At 64.7% G+C, this 14,614-nt stretch carries 14 protein-coding genes; 7 read left to right on the forward strand and 7 right to left on the reverse strand.

The window, feature by feature from the left end; translation table 11 throughout:
- Positions 1-21: 21 nt before the first annotated feature.
- Complete coding sequence (locus ACETMP_RS27545; RefSeq protein ID WP_375158608.1) at positions 22-1,227, reverse strand: ABC transporter substrate-binding protein; 1,206 nt, start codon at positions 1,225-1,227, stop codon at positions 22-24.
- A gap of 209 nt (positions 1,228-1,436) precedes the next feature.
- Between ACETMP_RS27545 and ACETMP_RS27550 the strand changes: the two genes are divergently transcribed.
- Entirely contained in the window at positions 1,437-3,050 is a 1,614-nt protein-coding gene (locus ACETMP_RS27550) for an acyl-CoA synthetase (RefSeq protein WP_375158609.1), read from the forward strand.
- Positions 3,051-3,084: 34 nt separating this feature from the next.
- Here ACETMP_RS27550 and ACETMP_RS27555 read toward each other — a convergent pair whose 3' ends face one another.
- Entirely contained in the window at positions 3,085-4,287 is a 1,203-nt protein-coding gene (locus ACETMP_RS27555) for an MFS transporter (protein ID WP_375158610.1), read from the reverse strand.
- A 173-nt stretch (positions 4,288-4,460) separates the two neighbouring features.
- Here ACETMP_RS27555 and ACETMP_RS27560 point away from each other — a divergent pair, with 173 nt between their 5' ends.
- From ACETMP_RS27560 to ACETMP_RS27575, 4 genes are all read left to right on the forward strand, one after another.
- A complete protein-coding gene (locus tag ACETMP_RS27560; RefSeq protein ID WP_375158611.1) occupies positions 4,461-5,264 on the forward strand; it encodes an MBL fold metallo-hydrolase in 804 nt (267 codons plus the stop codon).
- 137 nt (positions 5,265-5,401) lie between these two features.
- On the forward strand, positions 5,402-6,418 hold the full coding sequence (locus ACETMP_RS27565; protein WP_375158612.1) for an alpha/beta fold hydrolase: 1,017 nt from the start codon (positions 5,402-5,404) through the stop codon (positions 6,416-6,418).
- 16 nt (positions 6,419-6,434) lie between these two features.
- Positions 6,435-7,382 carry a fatty acid desaturase gene (locus ACETMP_RS27570; protein WP_375158613.1) on the forward strand — a complete coding sequence of 316 codons (948 nt, stop codon included), beginning with the start codon at positions 6,435-6,437 and terminating at the stop codon, positions 7,380-7,382.
- 290 nt (positions 7,383-7,672) lie between these two features.
- On the forward strand, positions 7,673-8,905 hold the full coding sequence (locus ACETMP_RS27575) for an EAL domain-containing protein (protein WP_375158614.1): 1,233 nt from the start codon (positions 7,673-7,675) through the stop codon (positions 8,903-8,905).
- Positions 8,906-8,960: 55 nt separating this feature from the next.
- Here ACETMP_RS27575 and ACETMP_RS27580 read toward each other — a convergent pair whose 3' ends face one another.
- Entirely contained in the window at positions 8,961-9,209 is a 249-nt protein-coding gene (locus ACETMP_RS27580) for a hypothetical protein (RefSeq protein ID WP_028138614.1), read from the reverse strand.
- Positions 9,210-9,307: 98 nt separating this feature from the next.
- Positions 9,308-10,327, reverse strand: a complete 1,020-nt coding sequence (locus ACETMP_RS27585) for a helix-turn-helix transcriptional regulator (RefSeq protein ID WP_375158615.1) — start codon at positions 10,325-10,327, stop codon at positions 9,308-9,310.
- Positions 10,328-10,415: 88 nt separating this feature from the next.
- Between ACETMP_RS27585 and ACETMP_RS27590 the strand changes: the two genes are divergently transcribed.
- Together ACETMP_RS27590 and ACETMP_RS27595 are read left to right on the forward strand one after the other, a co-directional pair.
- Positions 10,416-11,060: a glutathione S-transferase family protein gene (locus ACETMP_RS27590; protein ID WP_375158616.1), complete on the forward strand. Its 645-nt coding sequence runs from the start codon at positions 10,416-10,418 to the stop codon at positions 11,058-11,060.
- Between the two features lie 17 nt (positions 11,061-11,077).
- The gene (locus tag ACETMP_RS27595; RefSeq protein ID WP_375158617.1) at positions 11,078-11,512 is read left to right on the forward strand and encodes a DUF6157 family protein; all 435 of its coding nucleotides are present in this window, start codon (positions 11,078-11,080) and stop codon (positions 11,510-11,512) included.
- Here ACETMP_RS27595 and ACETMP_RS27600 read toward each other — a convergent pair whose 3' ends face one another.
- The 3 genes from ACETMP_RS27600 to ACETMP_RS27610 all read right to left on the reverse strand — a co-directional run bounded on the left by ACETMP_RS27600 (position 11,513) and on the right by ACETMP_RS27610 (position 14,433).
- Positions 11,513-12,298, reverse strand: a complete 786-nt coding sequence (locus ACETMP_RS27600) for an enoyl-CoA hydratase/isomerase family protein (protein ID WP_375158618.1) — start codon at positions 12,296-12,298, stop codon at positions 11,513-11,515.
- A 221-nt stretch (positions 12,299-12,519) separates the two neighbouring features.
- Positions 12,520-12,738, reverse strand: coding sequence for a hypothetical protein (locus tag ACETMP_RS27605; protein WP_028138611.1), 219 nt, complete (start codon positions 12,736-12,738; stop codon positions 12,520-12,522).
- Between the two features lie 249 nt (positions 12,739-12,987).
- Positions 12,988-14,433, reverse strand: a complete 1,446-nt coding sequence (locus ACETMP_RS27610; RefSeq protein WP_375158619.1) for a TAXI family TRAP transporter solute-binding subunit — start codon at positions 14,431-14,433, stop codon at positions 12,988-12,990.
- Between the last annotated feature and the right edge of the window lie 181 nt (positions 14,434-14,614).

Genomic DNA, 14,614 nt, shown 5'->3' on the forward strand with positions numbered 1-14,614 from the left:
ATCGGCTCGATCCTCGCAGCCTCACTTCACCAGCGGGCAGCCGCCATCCTTGAGTGGGCGGAACGCCTGGTCGGCAGGAACCTCGGCGAGCAGCTTGTAATAATCCCACGGCCCCTTCGATTCCTCCGGCTTTTTCACCTGGAACAGGTACATGCTATGCACCATGCGGCCGTCCTCGCGCAGCACGCCATTGTCGGTGAAGGCATCCTTCACCGGCAGCTCGCGCATCTTGGCCATCACCGTCTTGGTGTCCCTGGTGCCGGCGGCCTGCACGGCCTTGAGGTAATGCAGCGTCGCGCTGTAGGTCGCCGCCTGGTTCATCGTCGGCATGCGCTTGACGCGTTCGAGGAAGCGCTTGCCGAAGGCGCGGGTCTGGTCGTTGAGATCCCAGTAATAGGCTTCGGTGACGATCAGGCCTTGCGCCAGCTTCAGGCCCAGGCTGTGCACGTCGGAGATGAACATCACGATCGCGGCCAGGTTCTGGCCGCTGGCGACGATGCCGAACTCGCCGGCCTGCTTGATCGCATTGATGGTGTCGCCGCCGCCATTGGCGAGGCCGATGATCTTGGCCTTGGACGCCTGGGCCTGGAGCAGGAACGAGGAGAAGTCCGCCGTATTGAGCGGATGCTTGACGCTGCCCAGCACCTTGCCGCCCGCGGCCTTCACGACATCGCCGGTATCGCGCTCGACCGAATGGCCGAACAGGTAGTCGGCGGTGAGGAAGAACCAGGTGTCGCCGCCGTTCCTGACGATGGCACTGCCGACGGTGTGCGCGTTGGCGTAGGTGTCGTAGGTCCAGTGCGCGGTGTAGGGTGAGCAGGATTTTCCCGTGATGTCGGAGCTCGCCGCATCCGTCACGATCATGATCTTCTCGTATTGCTTCGACAGCTCCATCACCGCGAGCGCGGTCGCCGAGGTCGGCAGGTCGATGATCATGTCGACGCCCTCGGTCTCCCACCATTTGCGGGCGATGGTGGAGGCGACGTCGGGCTTATTGAGCACGTCGGCCGAGACCATGTCGATCGGCTTGCCGAACATCTGGCCGCCGAAATCCTCGATCGCCATCTTGGTCGCCTCGACATTCCCCATGCCGCCGATGTCGGAATAGACGGAGGAGAAGTCGGAGAGCACTCCGATCTTGAGCGGCGCCTGCTGGGCGAAGGATGGATTGATTGCGAACGATGCGAGCCCGGCCGCGAAGGCGGCGCGCATAATAATCCGGCACATGGTATTTCCTCTGATTTTATAGTTGGTGCGCCGGTTCAGATTGCCTCGGCGTAATTGCAATTCTTGCGTAACGACGCCGCGCATGCGAGCCGAATTGACGCGGCTCATCGCGCCGTCTACGTTTTGCGCAAACATCGGAATCCGGCGAATGCAACGGCGTGGCCAATGCTCTGTGGATATCCGGCAGATTGCCAATTCAGGGGACGGAAATGACCGGCGACACCGCAGCCACCATCTCGAAAGCGCGCGAGCATTCCATCGGCGACCTGCTGCGCCGCTCCGCAGGCCGCGAGCCAAACAAGCTCGCCGTGAGCTGCGGCGATGTCAGCTGGAGCTTTGCCGAGATGGACGCGATCTGCAACCGGCTCGGCCGCGGCCTGCTCGGTCTCGGCGTCGGGAAGGGCGACCGCATCGCGGTGCTGTCGCGCAATTCGCATGCCTTCGCCGCGCTGCGCTTTGCGGTGGCGCGGATCGGCGCCGTGCTGGTGCCGGTCAACTTCATGCTCAATCCCGACGAGATCAATTTCATCCTGAAGAGCTCCGGGGCAAAATTGCTCGCGGCCGGGCCCGACTTCGTCGAATCCGCGCGCGCAGCCAGCGCCAAGGACTGCGCGGTCGAGAAGATGATCTGGCTGCCGGGCGAGGATCCTGCGACCGCGCCCGCGGGCCTCACCACCTTCGACGATCTGCTCGACGCCGACGGCTCGTTCCTGGAAGCGTCGGTCGACAGCCGCGATCTCGCCCAGATCGTCTACACCTCAGGCACGGAATCCCTGCCCAAGGGCGCGATGCTGACCCATGAAGCCGTGATGTGGCAATATGTCAGCTGCATCATCGACGGCGGCATGAGCGTGGATGACAAGTTCCTGCATGCGCTGCCGCTCTACCATTGCGCCCAGCTCGACGTCTTCCTGGGACCGCAAGTCTATCTCGGCGCCTCCGGCGTCATCACGGGCAAGCCGACCGCCGACAACATCCTGGCGCTGATCCAGGCGCACAAGATCACGTCGTTCTTCGCGCCGCCGACGATCTGGATCGCGATGTTGCGCTCGCCGAACTTCGACAAGACCGATCTGTCGACCCTGCAGAAGGGCTATTACGGCGCCTCGATCATGCCGGTGGAAGTCCTGCTCGAGCTCCAGCGTCGACTGCCCGCCGTCAAATTCTGGAACTTCTACGGCCAGACCGAGATCGCGCCGCTCGCGACCGTGCTGCGGCCCGAGGACCAGCTGCGCAAGGCCGGCTCCGCCGGCAAGCCCGTGCTCAATGTCGAGACGCGCGTCGTCAACACCGCGATGGAGGACGTCGAGGTGGGTGAGGTCGGCGAGATCGTGCACCGCTCGCCGCACCTGCTCTCCGGCTATTACAACGATCCGGTCAAGACCGCGGCAGCGTTCGCCGGCGGCTGGTTTCACTCCGGCGATCTCGCCACCGTCGATGACGAGGGCCACATCACCGTGGTCGACCGCGTCAAGGACATGATCAAGTCCGGCGGCGAGAACGTCGCGAGCCGCGAGGTCGAGGAGATGGTCTATCGCATCCCCGCCGTGTCGGAGGTCGCCGTGGTCGGCCTGCCCGATCCGCGCTGGATCGAGGCGGTCACGGCCATCGTCGTGGTCAAGAGCGGCGAGAAGCTCGACGAAGAGACCGTCGTCAAGCATTGCGCCGGCCAGATGGCGCATTTCAAGGTGCCCAAGCGCGTCATCTTCGTCGATGCCCTGCCGAAGAATCCGAGCGGCAAGCTGCTCAAGCGCGAGCTGCGTCAGCGCTTCGTCGGCGGCGAGACGCTCGACAAGGCGGTGCAGAAGAGCTTTGGCACCTGAAGGATGGCCACAGGCGAGACGCTTCCTGCGAAGCTCAGTACTTCTTCACCGCTGCCCCGAGCGCGAACCACAGCAACATTGAAGCGAGGCCAAAGCCGCCAAGCAGCAGGAAGGTCGGCCCGTAGCCGATCCATTGCGCGATCCAGCCGCCGAGCGCGGGACTGAGGCTGGCGCCGACGCCCTGCACCGTGATCACGGCGCCCTGGCCGAGATTGATGCGACCGGTGCCGTTGAGTGCGCGCGCAACCATGCCGGGAACGGCGACCGTCTGCAGTCCTGTGCCGATGCCGTCGAGCACCTGCATCGGCACCACACCCCACCATCCCGTGACGAAGAACGCCAGCACGCCGCGGATGGGCAGGAACATGAAGGAGATCAGGATGATCGGCCAGTAATTGCGCTTGCTCGCCGCCTTCATCGCGATCAGCGAGGTCACGACCATGACGCCCTGCGCAATGACTACGGTGGTCGCGACGAAGCTCGGGCCGTTGGCCTGTCCCTCGGCCACCGCCGCCAGTCCGTAGAGTGGGACGATCGCGGCGTTGCCGAGATGGAAGAGCGCCAGCGCCAGCGCGAGTACGAGCAGGGCGCGGTGCTTGAGCAGCATCGAGAGCGCGTCGGGGGCACTGTCTGGGTCATCCTCCTTGCTGCCACGTGCGGCGCGGTCGTCGATCGCCTTGGCCGGAATCATCAGGACGCAGGCGATCGCGATGGCGCCGAAAAGAGCGGCCAGCGCGAACACGGCAAAATAGCCGTACTTGTAGCCGAGATAGCCCGAGAGCGCAGCGCCAACCATGTTGCCGGCGTGGTTGTAGGCCTGGTTGCGGCCGTTGAGCGCGTTGAAGCCCTTCTGCTTGGCGATGCCGAGCGTGATGCCCGTGACGGCCGGCACGATCGCGGCGCTCGCCAGCGATTGCGCCACTTGCGAGAACGTCACAGCCCAGAAATTCTGCGAGATCAGGATGATCGCAGAGGCCGAGACCACGCAGATGCCGGGAATTACGACCCACATCCGCTTGTTGCGGCTGGCATCGATGAAGCCACCGATCGGCGTCGTGACCAGCATGCCGGCGACGTTGCCGATCGTCATTGCGGTGCCGATCAGGCCGGTCGCCCAGCCGCGCTCCTGGAGGAAGACGCCGACGAACGGCCCGATGCCCGACTGCATGTCGGCCATGAAGAAGTTGAGCGCGAACAGAGGCCAGATACGGGACGGGGAGGGAGGCCGCGATGTCATCGATACTCAAGCATGCTGTTCGTCTGTCGTGATCCCATTGGCCAATCGATCTGGCGTTGATCCGAACGTAACGGGTGCTCGCCGCGTTGGTTCCCGTCGCTGCGGATGCTCATCGATCTTGCCGAAAGCGCGTTCGCAATGTCATCCTGAGATCTTCCTACGGAGCTCGAGCCATGCCTCTCTGGACCTGCGAAACCTGCGGCGCGCAATTCCCGAGCGGCGGAAATCGGCCCGCCTCCTGCGTGATCTGCGAGGACGAGCGGCAGTTCGTGAACTGGAAAGGGCAGACCTTTCTCACGCGCGAGGAGCTCGCGCGGGGGCATCGCGTGGTGGGCCGCGACGATCTTGGCCTCACCGGGATCGGCCTGGAACCGAGCTTCGCCATCGGGCAGCGCGCGCTGCTGGTGCCTCAAGGCGACGGCTGCGTCATGTGGGATTGCATTCCGCTCGCAACCGATGAAGCCATCCAATACGTCGCAGCGCTCGGCGGACTGAAGGCAATCGCGATCTCGCACCCGCACTATTACGGCGCGGTCGCCGACTGGAGCGACACCTTTGGCGGCGTGCCGGTCTATCTGCACGCGGACGATCGCGCTTTTGTCACGCGACCGCATTCTTCCATCGTGCACTGGACCGGCGAAAGCCATCGGATCTCCGACGATGTGCTGCTGCTGCGAACCGGCGGTCATTTCGCCGGCGCCACCGTGCTGCACTCGGCGCGCAGTGCGGACGGCAGGGGTGCGCTGCTCACCGGCGACATCGCGCAGGTGACGATGGACCGCCGCTTCGTCAGCTTCATGTACTCCTATCCCAACTACATGCCGCTCAATGCAGCCGCGGTGCGGCGGATCGCGGCAGCCGTCGAGCCGCTCGCCTTCGATCGCATCTATGGCGCGTGGTGGGGGCGCAACATCGCCGGCGGGGCCAAGGCCGCCTTCGCGGCGTCGGTCGCGCGCTATTTGGCGGCCATCGCCTGAGCCGGATCTATCTTGCTTGTCTTAAATAACTGTACTATAAGTACAGTATAAATGAAATGACGCACATGCGGTCCGGCATGATCGATGCATCGTGCAAGCCGCGGCGCGCTGTGACCGCGTGAGTGGGAGTTGGACGCATGACGGGGCCGCAGGATTACGAGATTTTCGACGCCGGCGACGTCACGCTGCAATCCGGAGCCGTCGTCCCCTCGCTGAAGCTCGCCTACAAGACCTATGGCACGCTGACCCCGGCCAGGGACAACGTCATCCTCTATCCGACCTCGTTCAGCGCGCAGCACATCGACACCGAATGGCTGATCGGGCCCGACGGTGTGCTGGACCCCACGCGCTACTTCATCGTCATTCCGAACCTCCTGGGCAACGGTCTGTCATCCTCGCCGTCGAATACCCCCGCGCCATTTCCCGAGGTGAGCTATCACGATGCCATCGCGGTCCAGCACCGGCTTCTCACCGAGCGTCTTGGCATTTCGAAGCTGGCTCTCGTCTACGGCTGGTCGATGGGCGGCATGCAGGCCTATCACTGGGCGGCGCTGCATCCCGACATGGTCGCGCGCGCGGCCGTGGTCTGCGGCAGTGCGCGTTGCGCACCCTACAATTACGTCTTCCTGGAAAGCGTGAAGGCCGCGCTCACCGCCGATCCCGCCTTCCGCAACGGCCGCTTCGCCGAGAAGCCGGTCGCCGGTTATCGCGCCATGGGGCGCGTCTATGCCGGCTGGGCGATGTCGCACGGCTTCTATCGCGACGAGCTCTGGCGCGAGGCTGGCTTCACCTCGCTGGAGGATTATCTCGTCCGCACCTGGGACGCGACGTTTGCCCGGCGCGACGCCAATGATCTGCTGGCGCAGATCGGCATCTGGCAGAACGGCGATATCAGCCGCTGCGCGAGGTTCGCAGGCGATTTCGATCGCGCGCTGGCGGCCGTCAAGGCTCACATGCTGCTGATGCCGGGCGCGACCGATCGCTATTTCGACGTCCGCGACAACGAGGACGAGCTCCGCCGGCTGGTGAACGCGAAATCGGCCGTGCTGCATCCGATTCCGTCGCTGCACGGCCATCGCGCCGGCAACCCAGTCAACAATCCGCGCGACCTGGCTTTCCTCAAGGCCGAGGTCGCGGCGCTTCTCGGCAAGTAGGACAGGCATTTCGATCATGACCGACACGACCGTTTCAGAACCCGGCCACCGCCTGAAGCCGCTGACGCCGGCGATGCTGCGCGATCTGTCGGTCCGCTCCGATCTCAAGGGCGCCATGCAGACCGCTGGCCATTATGGCGCGATCGTGCTGGTGGGCGCGGCGATCTCTGTGGTTTCGTCGAGATGGGGCGTGCTCTGGGCGTTGCCGTTGATGGCGGTGCAGGGTTATGTCGTCGCCTTCCTGTTCATGGCGGTGCACGAGACCGCGCACAAGACCGCGTTCAGGGGTCGCGGCCTCAATCTAGCCGTGGGCCACGTCTCGGCCTTCATCATCGGATTGCCTTACGAATATTACTGCCTCTTTCACTGGGACCATCACCGCTACACCCAGGATCCTGACAAGGATCCCGAGCTGATCGTCGGGGTGAAACCGACATCCGACACGCAGCTCGCGATCGCCTATAGCGGCCTGCTCCAGGTCGCCGGCCGTCTCCGGCTGATGCTCGGTCACGCGGTCACCGGCAACGTCACCGTGCCGTGGATCCCCGAGAGCAAGCGCGCCGTCATCGTCAGAGAGGCGCGGATCTATGTCACGCTCTATGTCCTGCTGTTGGCGCTCTCGCTGTGGTTCTCCTCGGCGCTGCTGCTTTGGGTGTGGATCGTCCCGCTCCTCATCGGGCAGTTCTTCCTGCGGCCCTACCTCTATGCCGAGCACACCGGCTGCGAGCGCGCCCGCAGCGCGTTCCAGAACACCCGCACCACCTACACCGCCGCGATCGTCAAATGGTTCGCATGGAACATGCCCTACCATGTCGAGCACCACGCCTATCCCTCGATCCCGTTTCACGCGCTGCCGAAGCTGAACGCAATCGTCGACGCCGAGATCGTCCATCGCGGCCACGGCTACATCCGAACGACGCGCGAGACCTGGACGTGGTTTCGCCGGCAGCGGCGGGCCGGCTAGGCGGACGAGCGCCGATGGAGATTCCCGTAGCTTGTCGTGGGTTTGCCGGCTTCCGATAGCGAGCTTTACGACGCGTTCATGCACTTGCTTGATGGCACGGAGCATTACGATACCGTGCCGTCGCGCTCGACATAAACATGTTCAAAATCAATGGCTTAGAGCCTCGAAGAAGATGCCTAACGAATCCCTCCGGATCGGGAAAGTTTTAGCCGTGTTGTATTCATGACCAGGCGAGACCGCTGCTGTAAGCGCTGGGTCATCAACGCCGCCGACATCTGGAGAGTCTGGTGATGAGTGCGACGAGAGGCCGTCTTCTGGTGGTCGACGACGACCTGGTGCAGCGGGTCCTGATCGGCAAGATCGGGGCGAAACTCGGCTACGAGACGGTCGTTGCGTCCTCCTATGAGGCCGCAACCGAGCTGTTGGGCCGCGAGGCCTTCGAGATCATGGCGCTCGATCTGTCGCTCGGAGAGCGGGACGGGGTGGAGCTGTTGCACTTCGTCGCCGAGCGAGGCCTCCGCGAGATGTCGATCGTCATCATCAGCGGCTGCGACGATCGTATCATGAAGGCCACGCGACGGGTCGCGAACGGGTTGAAGCTGTCGGTCGGCGGATGCCTGACAAAGCCGCTCGATCTGAACCGCTTGCGCAGCGCACTCGAATCTCCGCGGCGTGCGCCGCTGGCCGCGGCATCGACCTCGCCGCAGCTCCCGATCACGCCGGCGAGAATCATGCGCGGCCTCGCCGACCGCGAATTCTTCGTCGAGTTTCAGCCGAAGATCTCGCTTGAGACCGGAAGGGTCGTCGGCGCCGAGGCGCTCGCACGCTGGCGTACCGCCGAATTCGGCATGGTCTCGCCCATGGTCTTCATTCCGATCGCCGAGGAGGCCGGCCTCATGCGCGAGGTGACCGACTGCATCCTGTCATCGGCGATGTCGCAGGGCCGTAAGCTGATCGAGCGCAATCCCGGCTTCACCATTGCCGTCAACATTTCGGGCTCGCTGATGTCCGATCTGGCCTTGCCTGACCGGATCGAGGAGATCCTGCGCCGCGAGAACATCTCGCCGACCTCGCTGACGGTGGAGATCACCGAGACATCGGCCATGGCCGACGTCGATCGCGCCAACGACATCCTGGTGCGGCTGCGGATCAAGAAGATCGGGACGGCCATCGACGATTTCGGCACCGGCTATTCGTCGCTCGCGGCCCTGGCGCGGCTGCCGTTCAGCGAGCTGAAGATCGACCAATCCTTCATCAAGGGCTGCGAATCCGACGATGACATGATGAAGATCGTCGATGCCTCCGTGGCGCTGGCGAAGGCGTTCAAAATGAAGGTCGTGGCCGAGGGCGTCGAGAGCTACGAAGCGCTCGAGATCATCCGCCGGATCGGCTGCGATGTCGCCCAGGGCTACTTCTTTGCGCCCTCGCTGCGGCGATCGCGCGCCGAACGGTGGATCTCCGAGCGCAATGCTCTCGCCGACGAGCACGGGGCATCGGCGACGCCGGTAGCTCTCGCAGGCTGAGATGGCGAACCCCGGTCGCCAGGCGACCGGGATTCGTCAACAGATGCAAGCGGGCTCAGTAGATCCCGTAGGCGCAGACATTGACGACGCGCACGCGCAGGCCGTGACGGGTCCGGACCAGGCGTTCCTGGTAGCAATTGCTGACGCCGGTGTTGAGGTAGATACCGCCGAAGCCCCAGCCGGGACCCCAGTGGTGATGACCGTGATGGTGATGGAAACCGCCGGCCGAAGCGGCGGTCGGGGCCAGAGCGGCAACGCCGAGCGAACCGGCGGCGATCAGACCGAGAGCAAGCTTACGAAACATCTTCATTCTCCATTTGGCCCTAGGGCCGTTGTTGTGTCCCTGCATCTCGGTCGGGCCGAGATGCGATCGCGTTCACGCGGGATCAGGAGAATCGTGTTTCAGGATTGTTTCGTGGCCTGCGGCGAAATGTGCCGGTGTGATGTTTTCCGCGCCGCGCGATAGCGCGCGGCCATCGCCTGCGTCATCTCCGTCATCTTGTCGCGGAGATCGGCGGGCTCCAGCACTTCGGCCTCGGGACCGAGCCGCAACAATTCGGCGGCGGCGTGCCACGACGTCTTGCCGACAGGCACGCGCGCAATGCGCCAGCCGTCGGCATCAGCGGTCTCTTCAAGCTGCGTGCGTGCCCGGACGTAGGGCTGGCTCAGCGCGTCGAGCAGCTTGACGCCGAACGGCGACAGCCGCACGACCGCGACATTGGGATGCATCTCGGCCTCGAGGCGAAGTGTCGCGGCTTGCCAATAGGCGGCGAGATCGAAATCGGCGGGACGCTCGCAGCGGTCATCGAGCGCTGTGCAGTCGAGCACCCGCGCGACGCGATAGGTGCGCACGCTGGTATCGACCTGGCCCGCGAGGTACCAGCTGCCGCCCTTCAGCACGAGGCCGAGCGGCGCGATGCGGCGCTGCTTCTCCGCGCGCCAGCTCTGGTAGCGGATTTTTATCAATGTCCCGCGCAGCACCGCGCCGGCGATCGTGCGCAAATGCTTCGGCTCTTCCGCCTCGCCGAACCAGCCTGGTGCATCGAGGTGAAACCGCTCCTGCATCCGGCTGGCATCCTGACGCAGGTGGATGGGCAGCGCCGCCATCAGCTTGTTCTGCGCGGCGATCATCGCCGCATCGAGCCCAAGCGCCGCCGCAGGGCCCGGCAGTCCTGCGAGGAACAGCGCGCCGGCCTCGCTCTGCGACAGGCCGTTCAGCCGCACGCGATAGCCGTCGAGCAGGCGGTAGCCGCCCTCCGCGCCGCGGTCGGCATAGACCGGCACGCCGGAGGCGGCGAGTGCATCGATGTCGCGATAGATCGTGCGCACCGAGACCTCGCAGGCCTCCGCCAGCTCGGGCGCGGTGACCTGGCCCCTGGCCTGGAGGGTGGTGAGGATCGAAAGCATCCGGCTCGCGCGCATAAACTCCCTTAAACCATACCTGACACAGGATGTCAGGTATGGGCCGCTACAAGACGCGCCTCGCCAGATGGCGCCCAGGAGATTTGCCATGACCAATCCGAACCGGATCACGCTGTATTACTCGCCGCAGACGCGCGCCACCGGCACGCGGGTGCTGCTGGAGGAGCTGGGAGCACCTTATGATCTCCACGTCCTCAACATGAAGGCCGGCGAGCAGCGCCAGCCGGCCTATCTCGCCATCAACCCGCTCGGCAAGGTGCCGGCGATTCGCCATGGCGAGGCGCTCGTGACCGAGCAGGTCGCGATCACCATCTATCTCGCCGATCTGTTTCCACAGGCGGGGCTGACGCCCGCGCTCAACGATCCCCTGCGCGGGCCTTATCTGCGCTGGATCACCTATTACGGCTCGTCGTTCGAGCCGGCGCTGATCGATAAATTCATGCAGCGCGAGCCGGCGCCGATCACGCAGTCGCCCTATGCCGATTACGACACCATGTTAGGAGCGCTCGAAGCACAGCTGTCGAAGGGGCCGTATTTGCTCGGCGAGCGCATGACGGCTGCCGATGTGCTGTGGGGCGTCGCCTTCAGCTGGACCATGATGTTCGGTATCGTGCCGAAGAAGGACGTCTTCGTCCGCTATGCCGATCGCATGACCTCGCGGCCCGCATTCCAGCGCATCAACGCGGCGGATGACGAGATGGCGGCGGAGCATGCTAAGGTTGCTGCTGGTTGATCGAATCAGGGTTGTCGATGACGAAGCTGACGCACACGACCAACTGCTTCAACACCTTCATCCGTGTTGCTGAGGACTGTCCCGCGCGTACCGGCGAGGAGCCACCGCTGCGCGCAGGACAGCCGACGGTGGCGTGCCTGCAATACGGGATGATTGCCAAGGCACCTTACAAGTACACGTCCGACGATGTGATCTTCGCGACGTCTGCGCCGGGACGCGAGCTTGATGCGAAGACCACGAAGGCAGAGAAGCGCGCGGCGCGCGAAGCATTCTTCTCGCGGGGGCAGGCCTGCATGAGAGCGTCGAGCCTCGGTAAACGTTTCGGCTGGGGCGTTCATGCTGATAGTGAGGGCCGGATCGCGATCTACGCGGTCGACAGCAAACGCTATCAAGCGCTCGCCCGCGATCCCAACCTCGCGCAGGTGCGCGCGATGCGGTCAAAGCGGGCGTGATCAGAATCTCGGCGCTCTCTTCTCCGCGAACGCCTTGATGCCTTCCTTGATCTCCTCGCCGCGCATGCTGTCGCGGTGGCGCTGGTCGGCGGCGCGATCATCGAGCTCGCCGCGGGCGAATTCGTTGATGGCGCGCTTCATGCCGGCCATCGCCTGCGGCGCGTTGCCGGCGAGAACCGTCGCGAGCTGGTCGACCTCCTCGTCCAGGTACTCCACCGGCACCATGGCGGTGAGATAGCCGATCCGCAGCATCTCCGGGGCGCTGATCTTTTGCGCGGTCAGGAACAGTCGCTTCGCGTTGTCGGCGCCGAGCCGGGTGACGTAGCGCTTGATGCCGCTCCGGTAATAATGCAGCCCGAGCCGTGCCGCCGGCATGAACATCTCGGCGGTATCGACGCCGATGCGGAAATCGCAGGCGAGCGCGAGATCGGTCGAGCCGCCATAGACGCCGCCGTTGAGCCGGCAGATCGTCGGCACGCCGAGGTCCTCCAGCCGGTTGACGACGAGTTCGAAGGCAGAGCCCGCGCTCTGCTGCTCGTTTGCGCTGACGGCGCGCTCGGCGACCGAGTTGAGGTCATACCCGGCGGAGAAGGCGCGGCCGGTGCCGGTCAGCACCAGCACGCGGATGGCTGGATCGGCCTCGACCAGGTCGAACAGCCTGACAAGCTCGTCGAGGTCTTCCGCCTGGAGCCGGTTGAGATGCTTCGGCCGGTTGAGGCGGATGGTGGCGCGTGCGCCGTCGCGTTGGAGCAGGGGGCTGGTCGCTGCGTCGGTGACGTCCGACATTCTTGTCTCCATCCTACTTGTATTGGAGGGCGCGGCGTTTCGCCTCGGCGTCGCCGCCGGTCTCGGCGAGATCGGGATGCCGTGCCATCTCGAAGCTGTCGCAGGCTCGGAATGCCCGGCACCGCTTCGAGCACCCAGAGCACGCCGCCGGTCCGACAGCAAGACCTGCTGAGTACGCCGCCGATGGTGACCGCGGCACAGGCCGCCTTGGTCATGAGGGTCTACCGGAAATGCGGCGGCTCGTCGTAACCGCGGCGGCTGCTGAAGAACAGCAGCACCATCAGCCCGACGCCGACGATGATGGAAAACCCCGCGCCCAGCGCCAGCGCCACGTAGCCTTCCGTCGGAATCGGCTCACCCTCGACCGCTATTGCGGAATAGGCGAAATAGCCGGCCGCCGCCAGCATTCCCAGAAGGAGGATGATGAGGAGTGCACGCATGCGGCGGTTTCCGGTTGCAACAGAACCAACGGTTGCAGATCGCGCTGGTTCCAAACTACCGACAGGGCGGAGGTCGCAGCCCCCGCCTCGTGCCCGGACGCAGCGCAGCACCTCGTGATGCGCTGCAGAGCCGGGGCCCCCTCGGCGGCGCATCCCGCGGCTCGTGGGTCCCGGCGCTGCGCGGCAACGCCGTTGGGCGATGCGGCTTGTCGGAACAAGAGCGGCGGCGGCCCCAAACGACCCGGCTGCTCAGGCGCTCTGGGCGGTCTTCACGACCACGACATTGCTGTCGTCGTGCGGGGCGGGGCCGGCGCCCGGCACCGACTTCTCGGTCTCGCTGGCATGACGTTTCAGATAGTCGCGGCGCATGCCGATCTCGTCGCGCACGAACTCGTAGCCCAGCTTGAAGGTGTCGAGCCCATCGGTACTGATCGTGCCGTCTCGCAGTCCGATGACGGCGCCGCGCAGGATGCCCTCGAGCTCGTCCTGAAGGCATTCGAGCTGATCCAGCGAGTGGGCGTGCTCGATCCGCTCGCCGATGTCGAGGATGGCGGTGGAGAGTTCGCTGGCCTTCTCCGGCGCGATGCGGGTGATCTTGGCGTAGATCGCGGCGAAGATCGAGCCGATGACGCTGAGCGCGGCGGCGCCCACATACATCAAGTCGCTGTACTTATCCATGAACGACTTGGTGTCGTCGTTGATGTAATCGGCCGCGCCCTGGTGCGCCATCACGAAGGCGTCCTTCTCGACAGAGGCCGGCTCGATCCTGGTGGCAAAGCCGTTGTCGAGCCCGAGCGCGGATTTGTTCTCGTAGACGATGCGGGCGAGCTCGCCTGCCGTGCTCGGGGACATCCTGGATTGCGCGACCAGCAGCCATTCCAGCCCGATCGTGTCGAGATCGTCATCGGGAATTTGCGGGGATGTCGACAGCGTGCCTGCCGTGAGCGTCTCGCTGGAAATGCCGGGAAGCCTGCGCGCCAGCGCCTTGGCCTCGTCGATCGCGTTGAGCGTGAGGCCGCCGCGCCGGGCGACCTGCTCATAGGCCTTGTCCCGCACCGCCCTGGAGGCATGGACGATGGCGATGACCGCGCCAAAGCCGTTTGCCGGTGCGAACAGCTTGTCGAGCGTTGCGCCCTGCGGCGCCATCTGGATCTTCGCCGCATCCGGACCGTCGGGGATGTCGAGAATGCTGCGCACGAAGGCGAGGGAGGATTCGCTCTCGGCGAGAACGGCGACCTTCTTCTTCTTCAGCTCGGCGATCGATTTGATCTTCCTGTTGCCGGGACCCAGCAGGAGCACGAGATCGTGCTCGAGGATCGCGAGCGTGCGCGCCCGCAGCGGGACCTTGGCGTCGGTGCGCAGGACGGCGAGGTCGGCCTGCTTGCGGTCGAACTGTGCGAGCGCCTTGGCGCCGTCGGCGTTGTTGACGATCTTGATCCGCAAGCGCGAGGCGTTGGACGTCAGCACGGTGGCGAGCTTGGCCGCGAACAGCGCCTCGTCGCTGTTGGGGGCGCCGACGGCAAAGGTCAGCGTTTCCGAATTGTGCAGCATCGCGCGGCCGGCCCAGACGGTGGCCAGCGACAACAGCAGGGTCAGCACGACGTAGAGGAAGACCTGCTGCTGATTGGTCTTGATCACCTTGGGGCGCCGGGGCGGCGGTTCGGCAAGTGACGAAATCGGGCCTTCAGTACTCATGGCAGCACTCTGGCCTTATTGTCTCGGTGGCGGGCAGCTCGCGGATGCGATCGCGGGGAGGCCCCAAAATTCGTAAACGTCTGAAAAAAGAACGGTATTCTCTACTTGGAATGATAGCGCGAAGGTCACGGAAAGCAAATTACGAGCCGAAGGTAACCTTACGCGAGGCTTCCGCGACCAT

The organism is Bradyrhizobium dasycarpum, from assembly GCF_042019905.1.
GTDB classification, from domain to species: Bacteria; Pseudomonadota; Alphaproteobacteria; order Rhizobiales; family Xanthobacteraceae; genus Bradyrhizobium; species Bradyrhizobium japonicum_B.